This window comes from Burkholderia catarinensis (assembly GCF_001883705.2).
In the GTDB taxonomy this organism is placed as follows: Bacteria; Pseudomonadota; Gammaproteobacteria; order Burkholderiales; family Burkholderiaceae; genus Burkholderia; species Burkholderia catarinensis.
The window spans coordinates 1-16,999 of the sequence record NZ_MDEQ02000033.1 but is presented as its reverse complement, the minus strand read 5'-3'; the positions used below and the strand labels follow the sequence as shown (position 1 = coordinate 16,999).

The following is a 16,999-nucleotide window of genomic DNA, read 5'->3' as shown; positions in this document are numbered from 1 at the left end:
CGCGGCCCGGAGATTACGACTTCTTCTGCTTGTCGGGATCGATGATGACCGTGCAGGTCGTGCCCGCCGACAGCACCACGTCGGCCGGCACTTCGTCGATCCGGATGCGCACCGGCACGCGCTGCGCGAGGCGCACCCAGTTGAAGGTCGGGTTCACGTCCGCGACGAGGTCGCGGCTTTGCGGGTTGTCGCGATCGTAGATGCCGCGCGAGATGCTTTCGACGTGGCCCTTCATCACGCCGCCGCTCATCAGCCGCATTTCGGCCGGCGCGCCGATCTTCACGCGCGGCAGCTTGGTTTCCTCGAAGTAGCCGTAGACCCAGAACGAGTGGCTGTCGACGATCGCGAGCTTCGCCTGGCCGGCCACCGCGTAGTTGCCCTTGAACGTCTGCAGGTTCGTGATGTAGCCGTCGACCGGCGCGACGACGCGCGTGCGCTCGAGATTGAGCTTCGCGGCGTCGAGCGCGGCGATCGCCTGCTGGTACTGCGCATCGGCGCTCGACGCGCTGTGCGCCGCGTTTTCACGGTTTTCCTTCGACACGACGAGCGCGTCGAGATCCGCGCGGCGGGCCGCGTCGTCACGGCGCATCTGCAGTTCCGCGCGGCGGGCGGCGACGGCCGCCTGCGCCTGCTCGACCGCGATCTGGTAGTGCGACGGGTCGATCTGCATGATCAGGTCGCCCTTTTTCACGAGCTGGTTGTCATGCACGGGCAGCTCGACGATCGCGCCCGACACGTCCGGCGCGACGTTGACGATCTCGGCGCGCACGCGCCCGTCGCGCGTCCACGGATCGTCCATGTAGTGCACCCACAGCGAGCGCCCGATCAGGATCGCGACGAGAAGGATGACGGCGGTCGCGACGAAGCCGAAGAGTTTTCTGAGAATCATGATGGTTCGGAATCAACGGTAAACGGCAAGACTCAGTCCGCCGCAAATGCAGACGAGAAGGCAGGCCCGGAACAGCGACGGGTGCCAGACGAGACGGTAGAGGCCCGTGTAGGCGAGCAGGCGGTCGACGGCCCAGGTCGCGAGCGCGCCCAGGACGAACATCAGCACCACCGTCGGCATGTAGGCATCGAGAATGGCGATTTCACGCGGCATCATGACGAGGCTCCTGGTTGGGGGCGCGCGGGGCGGTTGCGGTTGAGCGGCTCGAGCGGCGATTCCGGATCGAGCAGCGCGGTGCGCACGAAATGCAGATGGCTCAGGATGCGCTGCAGCCGGTGGCGCTCGTCGCGCGACGGCTCGAACGCGTCGAGCGTCTGCCGGGTCGCGTCGATTGCCGCATTGGTCGCGGCGAGCGTCGCATCGAAGCGCTCGGGGCTCGGCTTCGAGAACAGCGTCGACAGCGCGGCGCGCATCGTCTCGATCGCGCGACGCCACGGCATCGCCGGCGCATAGCGCGGGTCGGACGGCAGCGTCGCCAGCTCGTGACGCAGGTCGATCGCCGCGTTGCCGGCTTCGAGCACCGCGAACATCCAGCGCAGCGCGTCGCGCTGCACGTCGGGCTGGTCGGCCGACAGCGTGTGCGCCTGGTACATCAGGTCGCGCGCACCGCTCTCGAAGCGCGTGCGCAAGCCGGCGAGCCGCGCGTGGCAGGCCGCGACGGCCTGGTGGCGCAGGTCGGCGAACAGCCGCTTCTTGAGCCACGGTGCGGTCGGCGGGAACAGCACCGCGAACGCGATCGCCGATACCAGCATCGACAGCACGAGCGCGAGCGCGTCGTTCATGAAGCTCGTGGGATCGTAGTGCGTGATGCTGTCGGGGCCGGCGAGGAAGCAGAAGAAAATCAGGTAGCCCATCCCGTAGCCGGCGAGCTTCGGCTTCAACGTCATGAAGATGCCGATCGCGAGCAGCGGCGCGAGCGCGACGCACAGCAGCGGGAAGCCGTCGATGTGCGGGTAGATGCCGAACGTCAGCAGGAAGCCCGTACAGACGGCGAGCGCCGTTCCCATGCCCATCTGCGCGGACATCGCGGTCGGGCGCGGCGTCGACGACGCGAGCGCGCAGGTGGCGGCCGCCGTCAGCGTGAGCGTCACGCCGCTCGGCCACGCGGTCTCGATCCAGAACCAGCCGAGCACGAGGATCACGGTCGCGGTGCGAATCGCCGCGATCACCATGGCCGTCATGTTGGTGCGCGGCTCGTAGCGCTCGATCCAGCGTTCGCGCTCGTGCGTCGCGGTCGACAGCGACGCGTAGGTCGCCGCGTACTCGTGCAGGTCGGTGATGAAGCGGTACAGCAGCTCGGCGGCCGTATCGAAATCGAGCAGCGGAAAGTCCGGCTGCGTCTCGAGGGCCGCGCGCGTCGCGCGGATGCGGCGCGGCAGCGCGTCGCGCCACGCGAGCAGTTGCTCGGCCGCATGCCCCGCGTCGATCGACGTGCGCACGGGTTCGCCGGCGGGCGTCAGCAGCAGCGGCGCGATCTCGCGGAAGTACGGCTCGATCGCGTCGATCGCGGCCTGCGCGCCGGCCGCATGCAGCCGGTTCATCAACTGGTGCAGCGCATGGAAGCGGCTCGACGCGCTCATGAATTCGCTGTTCAGCCGCGCGAGGCGGCCGCTGCGCATCCGCGTGTCCGGATCCTCGAACACGGCCATGCTGCGCGCGGCCTCGAACCCGACCACGTCGGCGACGAAGCGCGTATGGATGGTTTCGATATGCGCGCGGTCGAGCTGGCCCGACAGCGCCGACGCGACATAGTCGACGAAGCTGCCGAAGCGCTTGCGCACCGTCGTGCGCATCTGCTCGCCCGTGTACTGCGGAAATACGAGCGCGCTGACCACCCCGGCCGACACGATCCCGACCATGATCTCGGCCACGCGCGTCATTGCGCTCATGAACGCGCCGTCCGGGTGCTGCGAAGCCGGCAGCCCGATCAGCGCGGTCGTGTAGCCGGCCAGCAGGAAGCCGTAGCTGCGGAAGTTGCGGTTGCGCGCGGCGCCGGCCGTGCACAGCGCGATCCACAGCGCGACCGCCAGCAGGAACAGCTGCGGCTGCTGCGGGAACAGCCCGACGAACGTGAGCGTCGCGATCAGCCCGAAGATCGTGCCGGCGACGCGGTAGAAGCTCTTCGCGAGCACCGCGCCGCTTTGCGGCTGCATCACGATGAACACCGTGGTCATGGCCGTTTTCGGCGCGGGCAGGTCGAGCCGCATCGACACGCCGGTCGCGATGAACGCGGCGAGCAGCGCCTTGAACAGGTAGAGCCACGCGGCGCCGTCGGTACGGGCCCAGTCGCCGAACGCGGCGTACCAGGCCGCGAGCGGACCGCCGGCAGGCGTGGAAGCGGGGGAGGAGGCTGACATGGCGGTTGCTCCGCGTTACCGTGCGGCCGGCACGCCGGCTGCACCGGCGGTCGCGACTTGCGCGGGCCGGGCGGCGGCCGCCACGGGCTTCGCGCCCGACGCGGCGGCCGGCGCGACTGCGCCCGCGGCGGGTTCGTCGTCGGACGGATGGCCGCCCCGAACGTCCTTGCCCGTCTCGACGCCGCCGCCGAGCGCGGCCATCAGTTGCGCGTGCGCAGCGAGGCGTTCCGCATCGATGCGGGCGGCCGTTTCCTGCGCGCGCAGCAACTGCTGTTGCGCGACCAGCACGTTCACGTAGTCGGTCAGCCCGCGGCGGAAGCCTTCACGCGACAGCTGGTAGCTGCGGTCGTTGGCGGCCACCGAGCGTGCGGCGTCCTTCTTCTGCGTATCGAGCGAGCGGATCCGCACGACCTGGTCGGCGATGTCCTTGAGCGCACCGACGATCGTCTGGTTGTAGCGCTCGACCGCTTGATCGTAGCCGGCATTCGCCGCGCCGAGCTGCGCGCGCAGGCGGCCGCCTTCGAAGATCGGCAGCGACAGCGCGGGACCGGCCGTCCAGCCGCCGTTCATCGCGCGCAGGAAGTCGGTGAACGGCGCGGTCACGCCGAAGCCGCCGACCGTCGCGAGCAGGTCGATGTTCGGGTAGAACGACGCCTTCGCGACATCGATGCCGCGCGCCTGCGCGTCGACCGTCCAGCGTGCCGCGACCACATCGGGGCGGCGGCCGAGCAGGTCGGCCGGCATCGCCGACGGCAGGCCGGCCGGCGCGTCGAGCACGAGCTGCGGCCGCTTGATCGCGTCGCCGGCGCCCGGGCCCTTGCCGGCCAGCGCGGCGAGCTGGTGCCGCGCGAGCTGGATCGCTTCTTCATAGCTGTCGATCTGGCGCTCGTAATCGGGCAGCGTCGATTCCGCCTGGCTCACTTCGAGCTGCGTGCCGAGGCCGGCCTGCAGCCGCTTGCGCGCGAGATCGGCGAGCGAGCGCTGGCGTTCGAACGTTTCGTGCGCGAGGTCCAGCAGCGCGTAGTTCATCGACATGCCGACATACGCGCGCACGACGTTGACTTCGAGCTCGAGCTTGGCCGCCCGCGCGTCGGCGGCGGTCGCATGCGCGGTGTCGAGCGCGCGCTCGGTCGCGTTCTTGTCCTTGCCCCACAGGTCGAGGTGGTACGACAGGCCGAGCGTGCCGGTGTTGTTCCAGGTATCGGCGTTCGCGAGCGGGCCCGGGCCGTAGTACACGTTGTCGGGCCAGTGCTCGCGCATCAGCGACAGGTTGCCGTTGATCTGCGGCAGTTCGGCCGAGCGGGCCACGCGCGCCATCGCCTGCGCTTCGCGCACGCGTGCCTCGGCGGCCGCGAGCGTCGGGTTGCCGGCCTGGGCGGCGGCGATCCACGTGTCGAGCTGCGGATCGCGGTAGGCGCGCCACCAGTCGGCCGCGGGCCAGCCCGCGTCGCGGTCGGCCGCGCGGATGGCGGCGCCGGCGTCGAGCGTGTTCGCGTCGATCCGGGCCGACTGCGGCTTGTTGTCGCCCATGCTCGCGCATCCGGCCATTATTAATGAGACTGCAAGAACCGCCAGTGCGAGCGTCCCTTTTGTTGCCGGAGACTGCACGATTTTCTCCCTTTCGGATATAGATGAGCCGGATGCGATTATATTTTTCAGTGATTCCTGAATAAATGGACAAGGGTGCAAGTCATTTTTACGAATCCTGAGATAATATTTGTCGGCCTCTGTGCAACAATCCGTCCGGATTCAAACGGGTAATGGGATGGATACGTTACAAAACATGCGGGTATTCGTCCGCGTGGTCGACGCGGGAAGCTTTACCGCGGCTGCCCAGCAGATGAATTCGACCACCGCCTACACGTCGCGCGCGGTCTCGGATCTCGAGGCGCACCTGCGCACGCGTCTCCTGAACCGCACGACGCGCCGGATCGCGCTGACCGAAGCCGGCGAGCGCTACCTGCAACGCTGCGAGCAGATCCTCGCGTATGTCGACCAGGCCGAAGCCGAGGCGGGCGACGCGCACGCGCGCCCGTCGGGCAAGCTGAAGGTCCATTGCTTCACGAGCCTCGGCCAGCACTACCTGGTGCCGGCCATCGCGCGCTACCGCGCGCGCTACCCGGACGTGCACGTCGAGCTGACGCTCGCGCAGCGGATGCCCGACCTGCTCGACGAGGGGTATGACGTCGCTGTCGTTGTCGGCCGCGACCTGCCCGATTCGGGGCTCGTGTCGCAGCGGCTCGGCGAGAGCTACAGCGTGGTGTGCGCGTCGCGCGGTTATGTCGAGGCCCATGGCGTGCCGCAACGGCCGGCGGATCTCGCACAGCACGTCTGTCTCGGGATGATCGGGCCGGGCTTCCAGTTCGAAGAATGGGCGCTGGCGGGGCCGAACGGCGACGAGGTCGTCCCGATCACGGCGCCGCCGTTTCGCGTGAACGTCGCCGAGGCGCTCGCGGTGGCCGTGCGGGAGGGGATGGGGGTCGGCGGGCTGCCGCTCTATTCGGCGATCGGCTGGCTGCGCAGCGGACACATCGTGCGCGTGATGCCCGAGTACCGGTCGCACGTGATGAACATCTACGCGCTGTATCCGTCGCGCCAGTACCTCGACGCGAAAATCCGCACCTGGGTCGATTTCCTGCGCGACGAACTGCCGGCCACGCTCGCGGCCGACGAAGCCGCGCTCGAGCAGTACACGCGTGCGACATGACGGCGCGGTTGACCGCGATCTGACGAGATTTGTCCTTCACGCTACATTTTTTTACGAACGCGTGTCGGACAGTTTGATACTGTGGAAGTTATCGAGATACGCACCCCCGGAGTAGCAATGGATACGCACCTGATGATCGGCCTTGGAGTCCTGCTGGGCGCGATCGCTGCCGCCGCGGCAACCCGCGATCTGCTGCGCGTGATGAAGGCGAAGGCGCGGATGAAGCCGGTTCCGGTGCGCGTGCCGCGCCGCCCCGGCCGCTGATCCGGCGGTCACGCCCCCGGGTCGGGTCGGAAATGGCCGCGCGACGCGGCCGGGCGGGCCGGCGTTCAGCCGAGCTCGACGACCTTGTCCCACGCGAACGCGGTATTTTCCAGTTCGCCGGTGCGCCGGTGGATGTAGCCGCGCGGGTTGCACACCACGCGTGTGCCGCCGTCCGCAACATAATCGAATGACGTATGCGTGTGGCCGTGGAGCCACAGATCCACCGGCGGGCGCACCAGTTCCGCCATGTCCGTGACGAACCCCGCCGACGCGAGATCTTCCGCATAGCGCTCCGCCAGCGAGCGCCGGTGCGGCGCATGATGGGTGACGACGATCGTCCGGCCCGCGAACGGCACCGCGAGCTGCGCTTCCAGCCACGCGCGGCTTTGCCGATGCAGCGCGATGGCGTCGGCCGGCGAGAAATCCCGTTCCGGCGCAACCGGCGCCGCATGCAGCGCCGCGTCGTGCGGCCAGGTCACCTGGATCAATCCCTTGAAATCGAGCATCACGCGCTTCCCGGCCTCGATTGCGCTGGCGATGCTGGCTTCGTCGGCGCCGAACAGCGAAAAATCGGCCCAGAGCGTCGTGCCGAGCACGCGGAAGCGCTGTTCGGGATCGACGTACACGCCGTTGTTCAGGTAATGCACGTTGTCGAGCGCTTGCGCCGCGTCGCGCATCGCCGTCTCCAGCGCACCGAATTCCCCGTCGTAGTACTCGTGGTTGCCCGGCACATAGATCACCGCCACCGCGGGGTCGAACGTTTCGGCGGCCCAGCGCAAGCCTTCCGCGTGATTGTGGATGTCGCCGGCCAGCACGACGAGATCCGCGTCGGCGTGCGCGATCACGTCGGGCTGGTTGCTTTCGAGATGCAGGTCGGACAGGATGCGGACTTTCACGGGCTTCGCTCCGGAGTGGGCGGCTTCAGCGCAGGACCTTGCCGGGATTCATCAGGCCGCGCGGGTCCAGCGCGGTCTTCAGCGTGCGCATCAGCGTCGTTTCGACCGGCGACTTGTAGCGCTGCGCGTCGTCGATCTTCAACTGGCCGATGCCGTGCTCCGCGCTGATCGTGCCGTGATGGCGGTGCACGTTGTCGTAGACGATCCGGTTGATCGGCGCCTGGAACGCGGCCAGGAACGCCTTCGGGTCGCCGCCTTCGGGCATCTGCACGTTGTAGTGGAGGTTGCCGTCGCCGAGGTGGCCGAACGTGACCATCCGTGCGCCCGGCGCGGCCTGCTGGATCGCCGCGTCGGTCTCGTCGATGAAACGCGCGACCGACGAAATCGGCACCGCGATGTCATGCTTGATGTTGAGCCCCTCGTCGGCCTGCGCGAGCGGGATGTGCTCGCGCAGGTCCCAGAACGCGCGCGACTGCGCGAGATTCTCCGCGACCACCGCGTCGACCACGAGCCCGGCCTCGAACGCTTCTTCCATCAGTTTCTCGAACAGCGCGCGCGCATGCGCTTCGCTTTCGTTGTCGGACAGTTCGAGCAGCACCGTTTGCGAATGCGTTTGGGCGAACGGGTAGCGCAGTTGCGGGTAGTGCTTGCCGACGAGCTGCATGCAGAAATCCGACATCAGCTCGAAGCCGGTCAGGAGCGGCCCGGCCGCGCGCTGCGCGAGCGCGAGGAAATCGAGCGCCGCGTGCGGCGATTCGAGCGCGGCGAGCGCCGTGACCTGCGCGGCCGGCAGCGGATGCAGCTTCATCACGGCCGCGGTGATGATCCCGAGCGTACCTTCCGCGCCGATGAACAGGTCGCGCAGATCGTAGCCCGTGTTGTCCTTGCGCAGCCCGCGCAGGCCGTCCCAGATCTCGCCCTGCGGCGTCACGACCTCGAGCCCGAGACACAGCTCGCGCGCGTTGCCGTAGCGCAGCACCGCGGTGCCGCCCGCATTGGTCGACAGGTTGCCGCCGATCGTGCAGCTGCCTTCCGCCGCGAGGCTTAGCGCGAACAGCCGGCCGCCGTCGCGGGCGCGCGCCTGCACGTCGGCGAGGATCACGCCGGCTTCGACGGTGATCGTGTTGTTGTGCGGATCGAGCGCGCGCACGCGGTTCAGGCGCGCGACGCTCAGGACGGCCTGGCTGCCGCTCGCGTCGGGCGTGGCGCCGCCGGCGAGACCCGTGTTGCCGCCTTGCGGCACGAGCGCGATGCCGTGCGCGTTGGCCAGCTTCACGAGCGCGGCGACTTCGGCCGTGTTCGCGGGCTTCAGCACCGCGCACGCGGCACCCTTGTAACGGCGGCGCCAGTCGGTCAGGAACGGTTCGGTATCGTGCGGGGCGGTCAGCACATGGTCGGCGCCGATCGCGTCGCGGCACGCGGAAACGAAAGCTTCGGAGGACATCATCACCTTGTCGCGTAAGGGTCAGGACGCGGCGCGCGGCTTTTTCGCCGCGCGCTTGAACGGCGCGACGTACGCCAGCGCCGCCACGAAGAAGCCGACGGCGAGCGCGGTCTCGCACCAGCCGAGCGTCGCGGACAGCCCGCGATCGGACATGCCGCGCACGACGCCTTCGGCGAGATAGACGAGGATCAGCATGCTCGCCCACTGCATCGTATAGATGTTACGCCGCCAGACGCCGGGCAGCGCGAGTGCGAGCGGCACGGCCTTGAGCATCAGCGCGGAGCCGCCCGGGCGCAGCGGCGCGAGCCACAGCTCCCACGCGAGCGACAGCGCGATCAGCGCGACCAGGCACGCGGCGGCGGCCAGCGCGTAGCGCGGCCGGGCCGCTGTGACGGGGCGGGCGGGGGCGCTCATGCGGTCTCGGCGGCCTGGGCGCTGGAAAGGGCGGCCGCGGCGCGCGCGAGCCGCACGCCGAGCGCGGCCGCGAGCGCCTTTTCGTCCGCCGACAGCCCGGCGGTTGCGGAGCGATCGTGCTGCGAGACGTGCGACGCGCCGTACGGCGTGCCGCCGGTGCGCGTCGTGCTGAGTGCGGATTCGGTGTACGGGATCCCGACGATCATCATCCCGTGATGGAGCAGCGGCAGCATCATCGACAGCAGCGTCGATTCCTGGCCGCCGTGCAGGCTGCCCGTCGACGTGAACACGCTCGCCGGCTTGCCGGTCAGTGCGCCCGACAGCCATTGCGGCGTCGTGCCGTCGAGGAAATACTTGAGCGATGCGGCCATGTTGCCGAAGCGGGTCGGCGAGCCGAGCGCGAGGCCCGCGCATTCCTCGAGGTCGCGCAGTTCCGCGTACGGCGGGCCGTCGGCGGGGATATCGGGGGCGGTGGCTTCGCAGACGGTCGATACGGGCGGCACGGTGCGAATGCGTGCCTGCATGCCCGGCACGCTGTCGATGCCGTTCGCGATCGCGAGCGCGAGATCGCGCGTGGCGCCGTGACGGCTGTAATAGAGGACGAGAATGTCTTTCATGGGCTACGGAGCCGCGTGCGGCCGCGCGCGTGCCCGGTGCAGTCGGCCCCTGCTGGAATCGAGCGGCTATTATAGGGGCTGAAGCCGTCGCGCAGCGCGGCGGCGGCGCGCCGTCGGGCGCGCGGCATCAAGAAGGAGAAGCCGTTTGCCGAAGTTGAGCGTCGATCTCGACACCATCAAGCGCCTCGCGCAGTTCGCGGCCCGGCGCAGCGCCGAGGATCGCATCCCGCAAGTGGCGGGCAGCCTGACGTTCACGACGATGCTGGCGCTCGTGCCGCTCGTGACGGTCGCGTTTGCGCTGTTCACCGCGTTCCCGATGTTCGCGTCGTTCCAGATCTCGCTGCAGGGGTTCCTCGCGGATCACCTGATGCCCGCGCAGTTCAACATCCAGATCTTCAAGTACCTGAACCAGTTCGCGTCGAAGGCCAAGGGGCTGACGACGGCCGGCCTGATCGTGCTCGTCGTCACGTCGGTGATGACGATGATGACGATCGAATCGGCCTTCAACCTGATCTGGCGGGTGCGCAAGCCGCGGCCGTTCGCGCAGCGCGTGCTCGCGTACTGGGCGCTGATCACGCTCGGCCCGCTGCTGTTCGGCGTGAGCCTGTCGATCTCGTCGTACCTGTTCACGCAGTCGCTCGCGTTCACCGGCGCGGGGCCGTCCACGTCGATCGTCGAGTGGCTGCTCGCACTCGTGTCGCTGCCGCTGACGGTGCTCGCGTTTACGCTGCTGTACGTGTACCTGCCGAACTGCACGGTCGCATGGCGCGACGCGGTGATCGGCGGGCTGTTCGCGGCCGTCGCGTTCGAGCTCGCGAAGCGCGGCTTCGGCTACTACGTGCGGCGCATTCCGACCTATACGGCGGTCTACGGCGCGTTCGCGGCGCTGCCCGTGTTCCTGCTGTGGGTGTACCTGAGCTGGTTCATTGCGCTGCTCGGCGCGATGGTGGCCTCGGCGCTGCCGGCGATCCGCGTCGGCCAGTTCCACCGTATCCACTATCCGGGCAGCGACCTGCTCGACGCGCTGGAAATGCTGGCGCGGCTGGCCGAAGCGCGCGCGGGGGGCAAGCGCGGCTACACGGCGATGCGGCTCGCGACCATGTTGCGCTGCGACATGGAAACCGCGCAGCGCTTGCTGACGACGATGGAGGAGCGGGAATGGATTGCGAGGCTGGACGGCGGCGGCGAGACCACGCCGCGCTACATCCTGCTGGCGAACCCGGAGCAGCTGACGCTCGCGCAACTGTTCGACGTGCTGGTGATCGATTTCACGGAGCTGTCCTACCAGTTGCAGCGGCGCCGCAGCCATGTCGACGGCGCTGCGCTGCTCGAGGTGCTGTCGAGCGACTGCTTCGATGTGTCGCTTGCGTCGCTGATCGCCGCGCACCGGCTCGCGGGCGGGCAGCCGGCGGGTATCCCCGGGCAGGCGCCGGACGGCGTGCCCGATCCGCACGCGCGGCCGCCGCGGCCAGCGTGAGGGCGGGGCCCGGCGGCTATAGCGGAATCTTGCCGGTGCAGATGTCCTTGAACATCACCCAGTCGCCCATCAGGCTGTAGATCGGGTGCCGGAACGTGGCCGGGCGGTTCTTCTCGAAGAAGAAGTGTCCGACCCACGCGAACCCGTAGCCGCAGACGACAGCCGCCGGCAGCCACAACCAGTGGCCCGTCGCGATCGCCATCGCGACGCAGCCGATCACGCCGAGCGAGCCGATGAAGTGCAGCCGCCGCGACGTCAGGTTCTGGTGTTCGTTCAGGTAATACGGGTAGAAATCAGCGAAGCTGGCGAATTGCTCCGAGTGCGTATGCGCCATGGCCGTCTCCTCGGGCCGCTGTCGATACGGTCATTGTGCGGCGGGCGGCCGGCGTCCGCAAGCGGGGGCTGCCCGCCGCACCGGGCCGAGCTTTCCTTTTGACAGGCTTTCCGATAGGATCGAAAGAGGTTTTGCATTCAAGCATGAGGGGACTACGATGCGCGTCAGCGATATTCTGAAAGTGAAGGGCAACACGCTGTTTACGGTGACGCCCGATAAGCCGCTGCGCGAAGCGGTCGATACGATGGCCGAGCACGACATCGGTTCGCTCGTCGTGATGGAGTACGGCGATCTCGTCGGGATGCTGACGTTCCGCGAGATCATCCTGCGCCTGCACGTGAACGGCGGCGCGATCGGCGACGTGCAGATTCGCAAGGTGATGGACGAGCCGCTCACGTGCACGCCGGAAACGGACGTCAACGAAGTGCGCCGGATGATGCTCGAGCGCCATGCACGCTACATGCCCGTGCTCGACAAGAAGGTGCTGATGGGCGTCATTTCGTTCTATGACGTCGCGAAGACGGTCGTCGAGGCGCAGAGCTTCGAGAACCGGATGCTGAAGGCGTATATTCGCGACTGGCCGGAATCGGAAGCCGAAGCGCACAAGCCGTGAACCACGCCGCGCCCGGCACGTTGATGCGTGGGCGCCGCCATCCGGCACGCGGCGGTGCAGGCTTGTCCTGCGCCGCCGTTTTTTCAACGACAACACAAGGCCCGCGCAGCTTCGCCAAGACGACGCGCGCGTATTCCGAATGAGCGATCACACGCAAGCCACTTCCGGGCGGCGCGACGAACGGCGCGCCCACGCGTCGCAGTTCGACCTGCTGCGCGAGCGCCGTTTCGCACCGTTCTTCACGACCCAGTTCCTCGGCGCGCTGAACGACAACGTCTTCAAGATCGGCTTCACGTCGCTCGTCACCTATCACACCGCGCGGTTCTCCGGCGTCGATGCGAAGACGGCCGCGTTCCTGATTTCCGCGATCTTCATCCTGCCGTTCGTGCTGTTCTCGGCGACGTCCGGCCAGATCGCCGACAAATACGACAAGGCGACCCTCACGCGCTTCGTGAAGACTTTCGAGATCGCGCTGATGCTGGTCGGCGCGGCCGGCTTCGTCACGCACAGCGCGCCCCTGCTGTATCTGTGCACGTTCATGATGGGGATGCACTCGACGCTGTTCGGGCCCGTCAAGTATTCATACCTGCCGCAGCATCTCGCCGAGCATGAGCTGGTCGGCGGCAACGGCCTCGTCGAGATGGGCACGTTCATCGCGATCCTGATCGGCACGATCATCGGCGGCGCGGCCGCGGGCATCGAAGGTAGCGGCGAGCGCGTGCTCGCGGTGAGCGTCGTCGTCATCGCACTCGCGGGGCGGCTCGTCGCGCAGCGCGTCCCGTCCACGCCGGCGCCGCAGCCGGATCTCGTGATCAACTGGAATCCGGTCAGCGAGACCTGGCGCAATCTCGGGCTCGCGCGCCAGAACCGCACGGTGTTCCTGAGCCTGCTCGGCATCTCGTGGCTGTGGTTCGTCGGCGCGACCTTCCTCACGTCGTTCTTCAATTTCGCGAAGGACGTGCTGTCCGCGAGCCCCGACGTCGTCACGATCCTGCTCGCGACGTTCTCGGTCGGCATCGGCCTCGGCTCGCTGCTGTGCGAGCGGCTGTCGCAGCGGCGCGTCGAGATCGGCCTCGTGCCGCTCGGCTCGATCGGCATCAGCGTGTTCGCGATCGAGTTGTATTTCGCGAGTCATGCGTTGCCGTCGCCCGGCCATCTGCTGTCGGTCGGCGAATTCCTGGCCGGCGCGCGTCACTGGCGCATCCTGGCCGACCTGTTCCTGCTGGCGATGTTTGGCGGCTTCTACAGCGTGCCGCTGTACGCGCTGATCCAGAGCCGCAGCGCGCCGACGCACCGCGCGCGGATCATCGCCGCGAACAACATCCTGAACGCGTTGTTCATGATCCTGTCGGCCGTGATGGCGATGGGGCTGACCAGGGCCGGCGTCGATATCCCCGGCCTGTTCCTCGTCACCGCGCTGCTGAACGTCGTCGTCGCCGCGTATATCTACCTGCTCGTGCCCGAGTTCCTGCTGCGCTTCGTCGCGTGGGTGCTCGTGCATACCTTCTACCGGATTCGCCTCGTGCACGCGGAGCGGATCCCGGCGGAAGGGGCGGCCGTGCTCGTGTGCAACCATGTCAGCTACGTCGATGCACTCGTGCTGGCCGCCGCGAGCCCGCGCCCGATCCGTTTCGTGATGGATCACCGGATCTTCAAGACGCGCTTCGCGAGCTGGGTGTTCCGGCATGCGAAGGCGATCCCGATCGCGCCGCGTCACGAGGATCCCGCGATGCTCACGCGCGCGTACGACTTGTGCGAGGCCGCGCTGAAGGACGGCGAACTCGTGTGCATCTTCCCCGAGGGCAAGCTGACGAAGACGGGCGACATCAATACGTTCCACCACGGCATCACCGAGATCCTGGGCCGCACGCCGGCGCCCGTGATTCCAATGGCGCTGCGCGGGCTGTGGGGCAGCTATTTCTCACGGCATTCCGATGCGCGGATGCCGCGGCCCATCAAGCGCGGCGTGATGAGCCGGCTGACGCTGGCGGTGGGCGAGCCGATCGCGGCGTCGGTCGCGACCCCCGAGTCGCTGCAGGCCGCGGTGATCGAACTGCGCGGCGCGCGGAAGTAGGCAGGGCATGCCGTAGGCGGGCCGCGCCGTACGATGGTTCCGGCCCCGGACGGGCCGGCTCCCGCGAGGCAAGCCGGCTTTCGTCAGCGTGACGGCTGGCTTGCATGTTCCACGGCGCGCAGTTCGGGCGTGCCGCGTTCTGCCGGCGACATGCCGCGCAGGTCCCGCGCCGGCGGGACGACTGGCATAATATGGGCTTGTCCATATTTCATGACTCGCAAAATATGGGCCCGTCTGTATTCCGGCAGGCCCGTACTTGCTTGCTCATTCCTTTTTCGGCGGTTCCATCATGTCCGGCAATACCCTCGGCACGCTTTTCACTGTCACGACTTTCGGCGAATCGCACGGTCCCGCGATCGGCTGCGTGATCGACGGCTGCCCGCCGGGGATGGGGCTGACCGAAGCCGACATCCAGTTCGAGCTGGATCGCCGCAAGCCCGGCACGTCGCGGCACGTGACGCAACGGCAGGAGGCCGACGAGGTCGAGATCCTGTCGGGCGTGTTCGAAGGCATGACGACCGGCACGCCGATCGCGCTGCTGATCCGCAACACCGACCAGCGCAGCAAGGACTACGGCAACATCGTCGAGACGTTCCGCCCCGGTCACGCCGATTACACCTACTGGCAGAAATACGGTATCCGCGATTACCGCGGCGGCGGCCGCTCGTCCGCGCGCCTCACCGCGCCGATCGTCGGCGCGGGTGCGGTCGCGAAGAAGTGGCTGCGCGAGCGCTTCGGCGTCGAGGTGCGCGGCTACATGAGCGGCCTCGGCGAGATCGACGTGCCGTTCGTCGACTGGTCGCACGTGCGCGAGAATCCGTTCTTCTCGCCGAACGCGGCGGTCGTTCCGGAGCTCGAGGCGTACATGGATGCGCTGCGCAAGGATGGCGATTCGATCGGCGCGCGCATCGACGTCGTCGCGTCGGGCGTGCCGGTTGGCTGGGGCGAGCCCGTGTTCGACCGTCTCGATGCGGACATCGCGAAAGCGATGATGAGCATCAACGCGGTGAAGGGCGTCGAGATCGGCGCGGGCTTCGACAGCGTTGCGCAGCGCGGCTCGGTGCATGGCGACGAGCTGACGCCGGGCGGCTTCGTCGGCAACCATGCGGGTGGCGTGCTCGGCGGGATTTCGACGGGGCAGGACATCACCGTGTCGATTGCGATCAAGCCGACGTCGAGCATCCGCACGCCGCGCCGTTCGATCACGAAGGCGGGCGAACAGGCGACGGTAGAAACGTTCGGCCGCCACGATCCGTGCGTCGGCATTCGTGCGACGCCGATCGCCGAGTCGATGCTCGCACTGGTGCTGATCGACCATGCGCTGCGCCATCGCGCTCAGTGCGGCGATGTCGAAACGCCGACGCCGAAGATTGCCGGCAGCGCGACCTGACGCAAGCGGGCGGGGCGCCGCGCGCCTCGTCTCGAACGTCGAGCGATGAATGCAAACGGGGCGCTGCATGATGCAGCGCCCCGTTTCGTTTGCAGCGGTTTGCCATGCCCCGCTGAAAAAACGCGCCGCTCGCGGCGGCGCGTTCCGGCAGGTTACATGTTCGGGTAGTTCGGCCCGCCGCCGCCTTCCGGCGTAACCCACACGATGTTCTGCGTCGGGTCCTTGATGTCGCAGGTCTTGCAGTGCACGCAGTTCTGCGCGTTGATCACCAGCCGGTCGCTGCCGTCGTCGTTCTTCACGAATTCATACACCGCCGCCGGGCAGAACCGCCCCTCCGGCCCCGCGTACGTGCGCAGGTTCACGTTTACCGGCACGTTCGCATCCTTCAGCGTCAGGTGCGCCGGCTGGTTCTCCTCGTGGTTCGTGTTCGACACGAACACCGACGACAGCCGGTCGAACGTCAGCTTGCCGTCCGGCTTCGGGTACACGATCGGCTCGCACTGCGACGCCGGCTTCAGCATCTCGTGGTCCGCATGCTTGTGATGCAGCGTCCACGGCACGTTGCCGCCCATCACCTTCTGCTCGAGCCCGACCATCAGCGTGCCCAGGTACAGCCCCTTGGCCATCCACTGCTTGAAGTTGCGCGCGCGGTACAGCTCCGTGTACAGCCACGATTGCTTGAACGCGTCCGGATAGGCGTTGAGCTCGTCGCTCTGGCGGCCCGCCTGCACCGCGTCGAACGCGGCGTCCGCGGCCAGCATGCCGGTCTTGATTGCCGCGTGGCTGCCCTTGATCCGCGACGCGTTCAGGAAGCCCGCGTCGTCGCCGATCAGCGCGCCGCCCGGGAACACCGTCTTCGGCAGCGACAGCAGCCCGCCCGCAGTGATCGCGCGCGCGCCGTACGACACGCGCTTGCCGCCTTCGAGGAACGCGCGGATCGACGGGTGCGTCTTGTAGCGCTGGAATTCCTCGAACGGCGACAGGTACGGGTTCGTGTAGCCGAGGCCCACCACGAAGCCGACCATCACCTGGTTGTTGTCCATGTGATACAGGAACGAGCCGCCGTAGGTATCCGACTTCAGCGGCCAGCCGGCCGTGTGGATCACCAGGCCCGGCTTGTGCTTGGCCGGATCGATTTCCCACAGTTCCTTGATGCCGATCCCGTACGCCTGCGGATCCGCGTTCGCGTCGAGCTTGAATTTCGAGATCAGCTGGCGGCCCAGATGGCCGCGGCAGCCTTCGGCGAACAGCGTGTATTTCGCGTGCAGCTCCATGCCGAGCTGGAAGTTCTCGGTCGGCTCGCCGTCCTTGCCCACGCCCATGTTGCCGGTCGCGACGCCCTTCACGGAGCCGTCGTCGTTGTACAGGATCTCGGCGGCCGGGAAGCCCGGGAAGATCTCGACGCCCAAGGCTTCCGCCTGCGTGCCCAGCCAGCGCGTGACGTTGCCCAGCGAGATCACGTA

The 16,999-nt window shown here is 67.9% G+C and carries 16 protein-coding genes; 6 read left to right on the top strand and 10 right to left on the bottom strand.

Annotated features, from left to right (window positions below; all coding sequences use genetic code 11):
- Positions 1-13: 13 nt before the first annotated feature.
- Genes BFF94_RS33030 through BFF94_RS33015 form a run of 4 tightly spaced genes read right to left on the bottom strand, consistent with a single transcriptional unit; the run spans position 14 to position 4,914 of the window.
- Positions 14-889, bottom strand: a complete 876-nt coding sequence (locus tag BFF94_RS33030) for an efflux RND transporter periplasmic adaptor subunit (protein WP_014897260.1) — start codon at positions 887-889, stop codon at positions 14-16.
- A 12-nt stretch (positions 890-901) separates the two neighbouring features.
- Entirely contained in the window at positions 902-1,105 is a 204-nt protein-coding gene (locus BFF94_RS33025) for a DUF1656 domain-containing protein (RefSeq protein WP_011351756.1), read from the bottom strand.
- Positions 1,102-3,306: an FUSC family protein gene (locus BFF94_RS33020; RefSeq protein ID WP_128846779.1), complete on the bottom strand. Its 2,205-nt coding sequence runs from the start codon at positions 3,304-3,306 to the stop codon at positions 1,102-1,104. The genes BFF94_RS33025 and BFF94_RS33020 overlap by 4 nt, the downstream gene beginning before the upstream one ends.
- A 15-nt stretch (positions 3,307-3,321) precedes the next feature.
- On the bottom strand, positions 3,322-4,914 hold the full coding sequence (locus tag BFF94_RS33015) for an efflux transporter outer membrane subunit (RefSeq protein WP_219140284.1): 1,593 nt from the start codon (positions 4,912-4,914) through the stop codon (positions 3,322-3,324).
- 157 nt (positions 4,915-5,071) lie between these two features.
- Here BFF94_RS33015 and BFF94_RS33010 point away from each other — a divergent pair, with 157 nt between their 5' ends.
- Together BFF94_RS33010 and BFF94_RS33005 are read left to right on the top strand one after the other, a co-directional pair.
- Complete coding sequence (locus BFF94_RS33010) at positions 5,072-6,013, top strand: LysR family transcriptional regulator (protein ID WP_128847360.1); 942 nt, start codon at positions 5,072-5,074, stop codon at positions 6,011-6,013.
- Between the two features lie 117 nt (positions 6,014-6,130).
- Positions 6,131-6,277 (top strand): hypothetical protein, encoded by a 147-nt coding sequence (locus BFF94_RS33005; protein ID WP_164497758.1) that lies wholly within the window; start codon positions 6,131-6,133, stop codon positions 6,275-6,277.
- A gap of 65 nt (positions 6,278-6,342) precedes the next feature.
- On the opposite strand, the gene BFF94_RS33000 is transcribed toward BFF94_RS33005, so the two are convergent.
- The 4 genes from BFF94_RS33000 to wrbA are packed head-to-tail and all read right to left on the bottom strand — an operon-like array spanning position 6,343 to position 9,648.
- Positions 6,343-7,173, bottom strand: coding sequence for a metallophosphoesterase (locus tag BFF94_RS33000; protein WP_128847363.1), 831 nt, complete (start codon positions 7,171-7,173; stop codon positions 6,343-6,345).
- A 25-nt stretch (positions 7,174-7,198) separates the two neighbouring features.
- Complete coding sequence (locus BFF94_RS32995) at positions 7,199-8,620, bottom strand: FAD-binding oxidoreductase (protein WP_128847366.1); 1,422 nt, start codon at positions 8,618-8,620, stop codon at positions 7,199-7,201.
- Between the two features lie 18 nt (positions 8,621-8,638).
- Positions 8,639-9,031 (bottom strand): DUF2069 domain-containing protein, encoded by a 393-nt coding sequence (locus BFF94_RS32990; protein ID WP_128847369.1) that lies wholly within the window; start codon positions 9,029-9,031, stop codon positions 8,639-8,641.
- The gene (gene wrbA, locus BFF94_RS32985; protein WP_219140283.1) at positions 9,028-9,648 is read right to left on the bottom strand and encodes an NAD(P)H:quinone oxidoreductase; all 621 of its coding nucleotides are present in this window, start codon (positions 9,646-9,648) and stop codon (positions 9,028-9,030) included. Before wrbA ends, BFF94_RS32990 begins: the two co-directional genes overlap by 4 nt.
- Before the next feature lie 145 nt (positions 9,649-9,793).
- Here wrbA and BFF94_RS32980 point away from each other — a divergent pair, with 145 nt between their 5' ends.
- The gene (locus tag BFF94_RS32980) at positions 9,794-11,125 is read left to right on the top strand and encodes a YihY family inner membrane protein (protein ID WP_219140282.1); all 1,332 of its coding nucleotides are present in this window, start codon (positions 9,794-9,796) and stop codon (positions 11,123-11,125) included.
- A gap of 16 nt (positions 11,126-11,141) precedes the next feature.
- On the opposite strand, the gene BFF94_RS32975 is transcribed toward BFF94_RS32980, so the two are convergent.
- On the bottom strand, positions 11,142-11,459 hold the full coding sequence (locus tag BFF94_RS32975) for an Mpo1-like protein (RefSeq protein WP_047900495.1): 318 nt from the start codon (positions 11,457-11,459) through the stop codon (positions 11,142-11,144).
- Between the two features lie 157 nt (positions 11,460-11,616).
- Between BFF94_RS32975 and BFF94_RS32970 the strand changes: the two genes are divergently transcribed.
- The 3 genes from BFF94_RS32970 (at position 11,617) to aroC (ending at position 15,536) form a co-directional block, all read left to right on the top strand.
- A complete protein-coding gene (locus BFF94_RS32970; protein ID WP_128845355.1) occupies positions 11,617-12,072 on the top strand; it encodes a CBS domain-containing protein in 456 nt (151 codons plus the stop codon).
- Between the two features lie 139 nt (positions 12,073-12,211).
- Positions 12,212-14,146 carry an MFS transporter gene (locus BFF94_RS32965; RefSeq protein WP_128845353.1) on the top strand — a complete coding sequence of 645 codons (1,935 nt, stop codon included), beginning with the start codon at positions 12,212-12,214 and terminating at the stop codon, positions 14,144-14,146.
- A gap of 289 nt (positions 14,147-14,435) precedes the next feature.
- On the top strand, positions 14,436-15,536 hold the full coding sequence (aroC, locus tag BFF94_RS32960) for a chorismate synthase (protein WP_128845351.1): 1,101 nt from the start codon (positions 14,436-14,438) through the stop codon (positions 15,534-15,536).
- Positions 15,537-15,688: 152 nt separating this feature from the next.
- Here aroC and BFF94_RS32955 read toward each other — a convergent pair.
- On the bottom strand, positions 15,689-16,999 hold a 1,311-nt coding region (locus tag BFF94_RS32955), incomplete at its 5' end, for an electron transfer flavoprotein-ubiquinone oxidoreductase (protein WP_219140281.1).

Excerpts from the sequence above, each read along its gene's own strand:
- BFF94_RS33030 (WP_014897260.1), bottom strand. The coding sequence starts at position 889 with ATGATTCTCAGAAAACTCTTCGGCTTCGTCGCGACCGCCGTCATCCTT.
- BFF94_RS33025 (WP_011351756.1), bottom strand. The coding sequence starts at position 1,105 with ATGATGCCGCGTGAAATCGCCATTCTCGATGCCTACATGCCGACGGTG.
- BFF94_RS33020 (WP_128846779.1), bottom strand. The coding sequence starts at position 3,306 with ATGTCAGCCTCCTCCCCCGCTTCCACGCCTGCCGGCGGTCCGCTCGCG.
- BFF94_RS33010 (WP_128847360.1), top strand. The coding sequence starts at position 5,072 with ATGGATACGTTACAAAACATGCGGGTATTCGTCCGCGTGGTCGACGCG.
- BFF94_RS33005 (WP_164497758.1), top strand. The coding sequence starts at position 6,131 with ATGGATACGCACCTGATGATCGGCCTTGGAGTCCTGCTGGGCGCGATC.
- BFF94_RS32995 (WP_128847366.1), bottom strand. The coding sequence starts at position 8,620 with ATGATGTCCTCCGAAGCTTTCGTTTCCGCGTGCCGCGACGCGATCGGC.
- BFF94_RS32990 (WP_128847369.1), bottom strand. The coding sequence starts at position 9,031 with ATGAGCGCCCCCGCCCGCCCCGTCACAGCGGCCCGGCCGCGCTACGCG.
- wrbA (WP_219140283.1), bottom strand. The coding sequence starts at position 9,648 with ATGAAAGACATTCTCGTCCTCTATTACAGCCGTCACGGCGCCACGCGC.
- BFF94_RS32975 (WP_047900495.1), bottom strand. The coding sequence starts at position 11,459 with ATGGCGCATACGCACTCGGAGCAATTCGCCAGCTTCGCTGATTTCTAC.
- BFF94_RS32970 (WP_128845355.1), top strand. The coding sequence starts at position 11,617 with ATGCGCGTCAGCGATATTCTGAAAGTGAAGGGCAACACGCTGTTTACG.
- BFF94_RS32965 (WP_128845353.1), top strand. The coding sequence starts at position 12,212 with ATGAGCGATCACACGCAAGCCACTTCCGGGCGGCGCGACGAACGGCGC.
- aroC (WP_128845351.1), top strand. The coding sequence starts at position 14,436 with ATGTCCGGCAATACCCTCGGCACGCTTTTCACTGTCACGACTTTCGGC.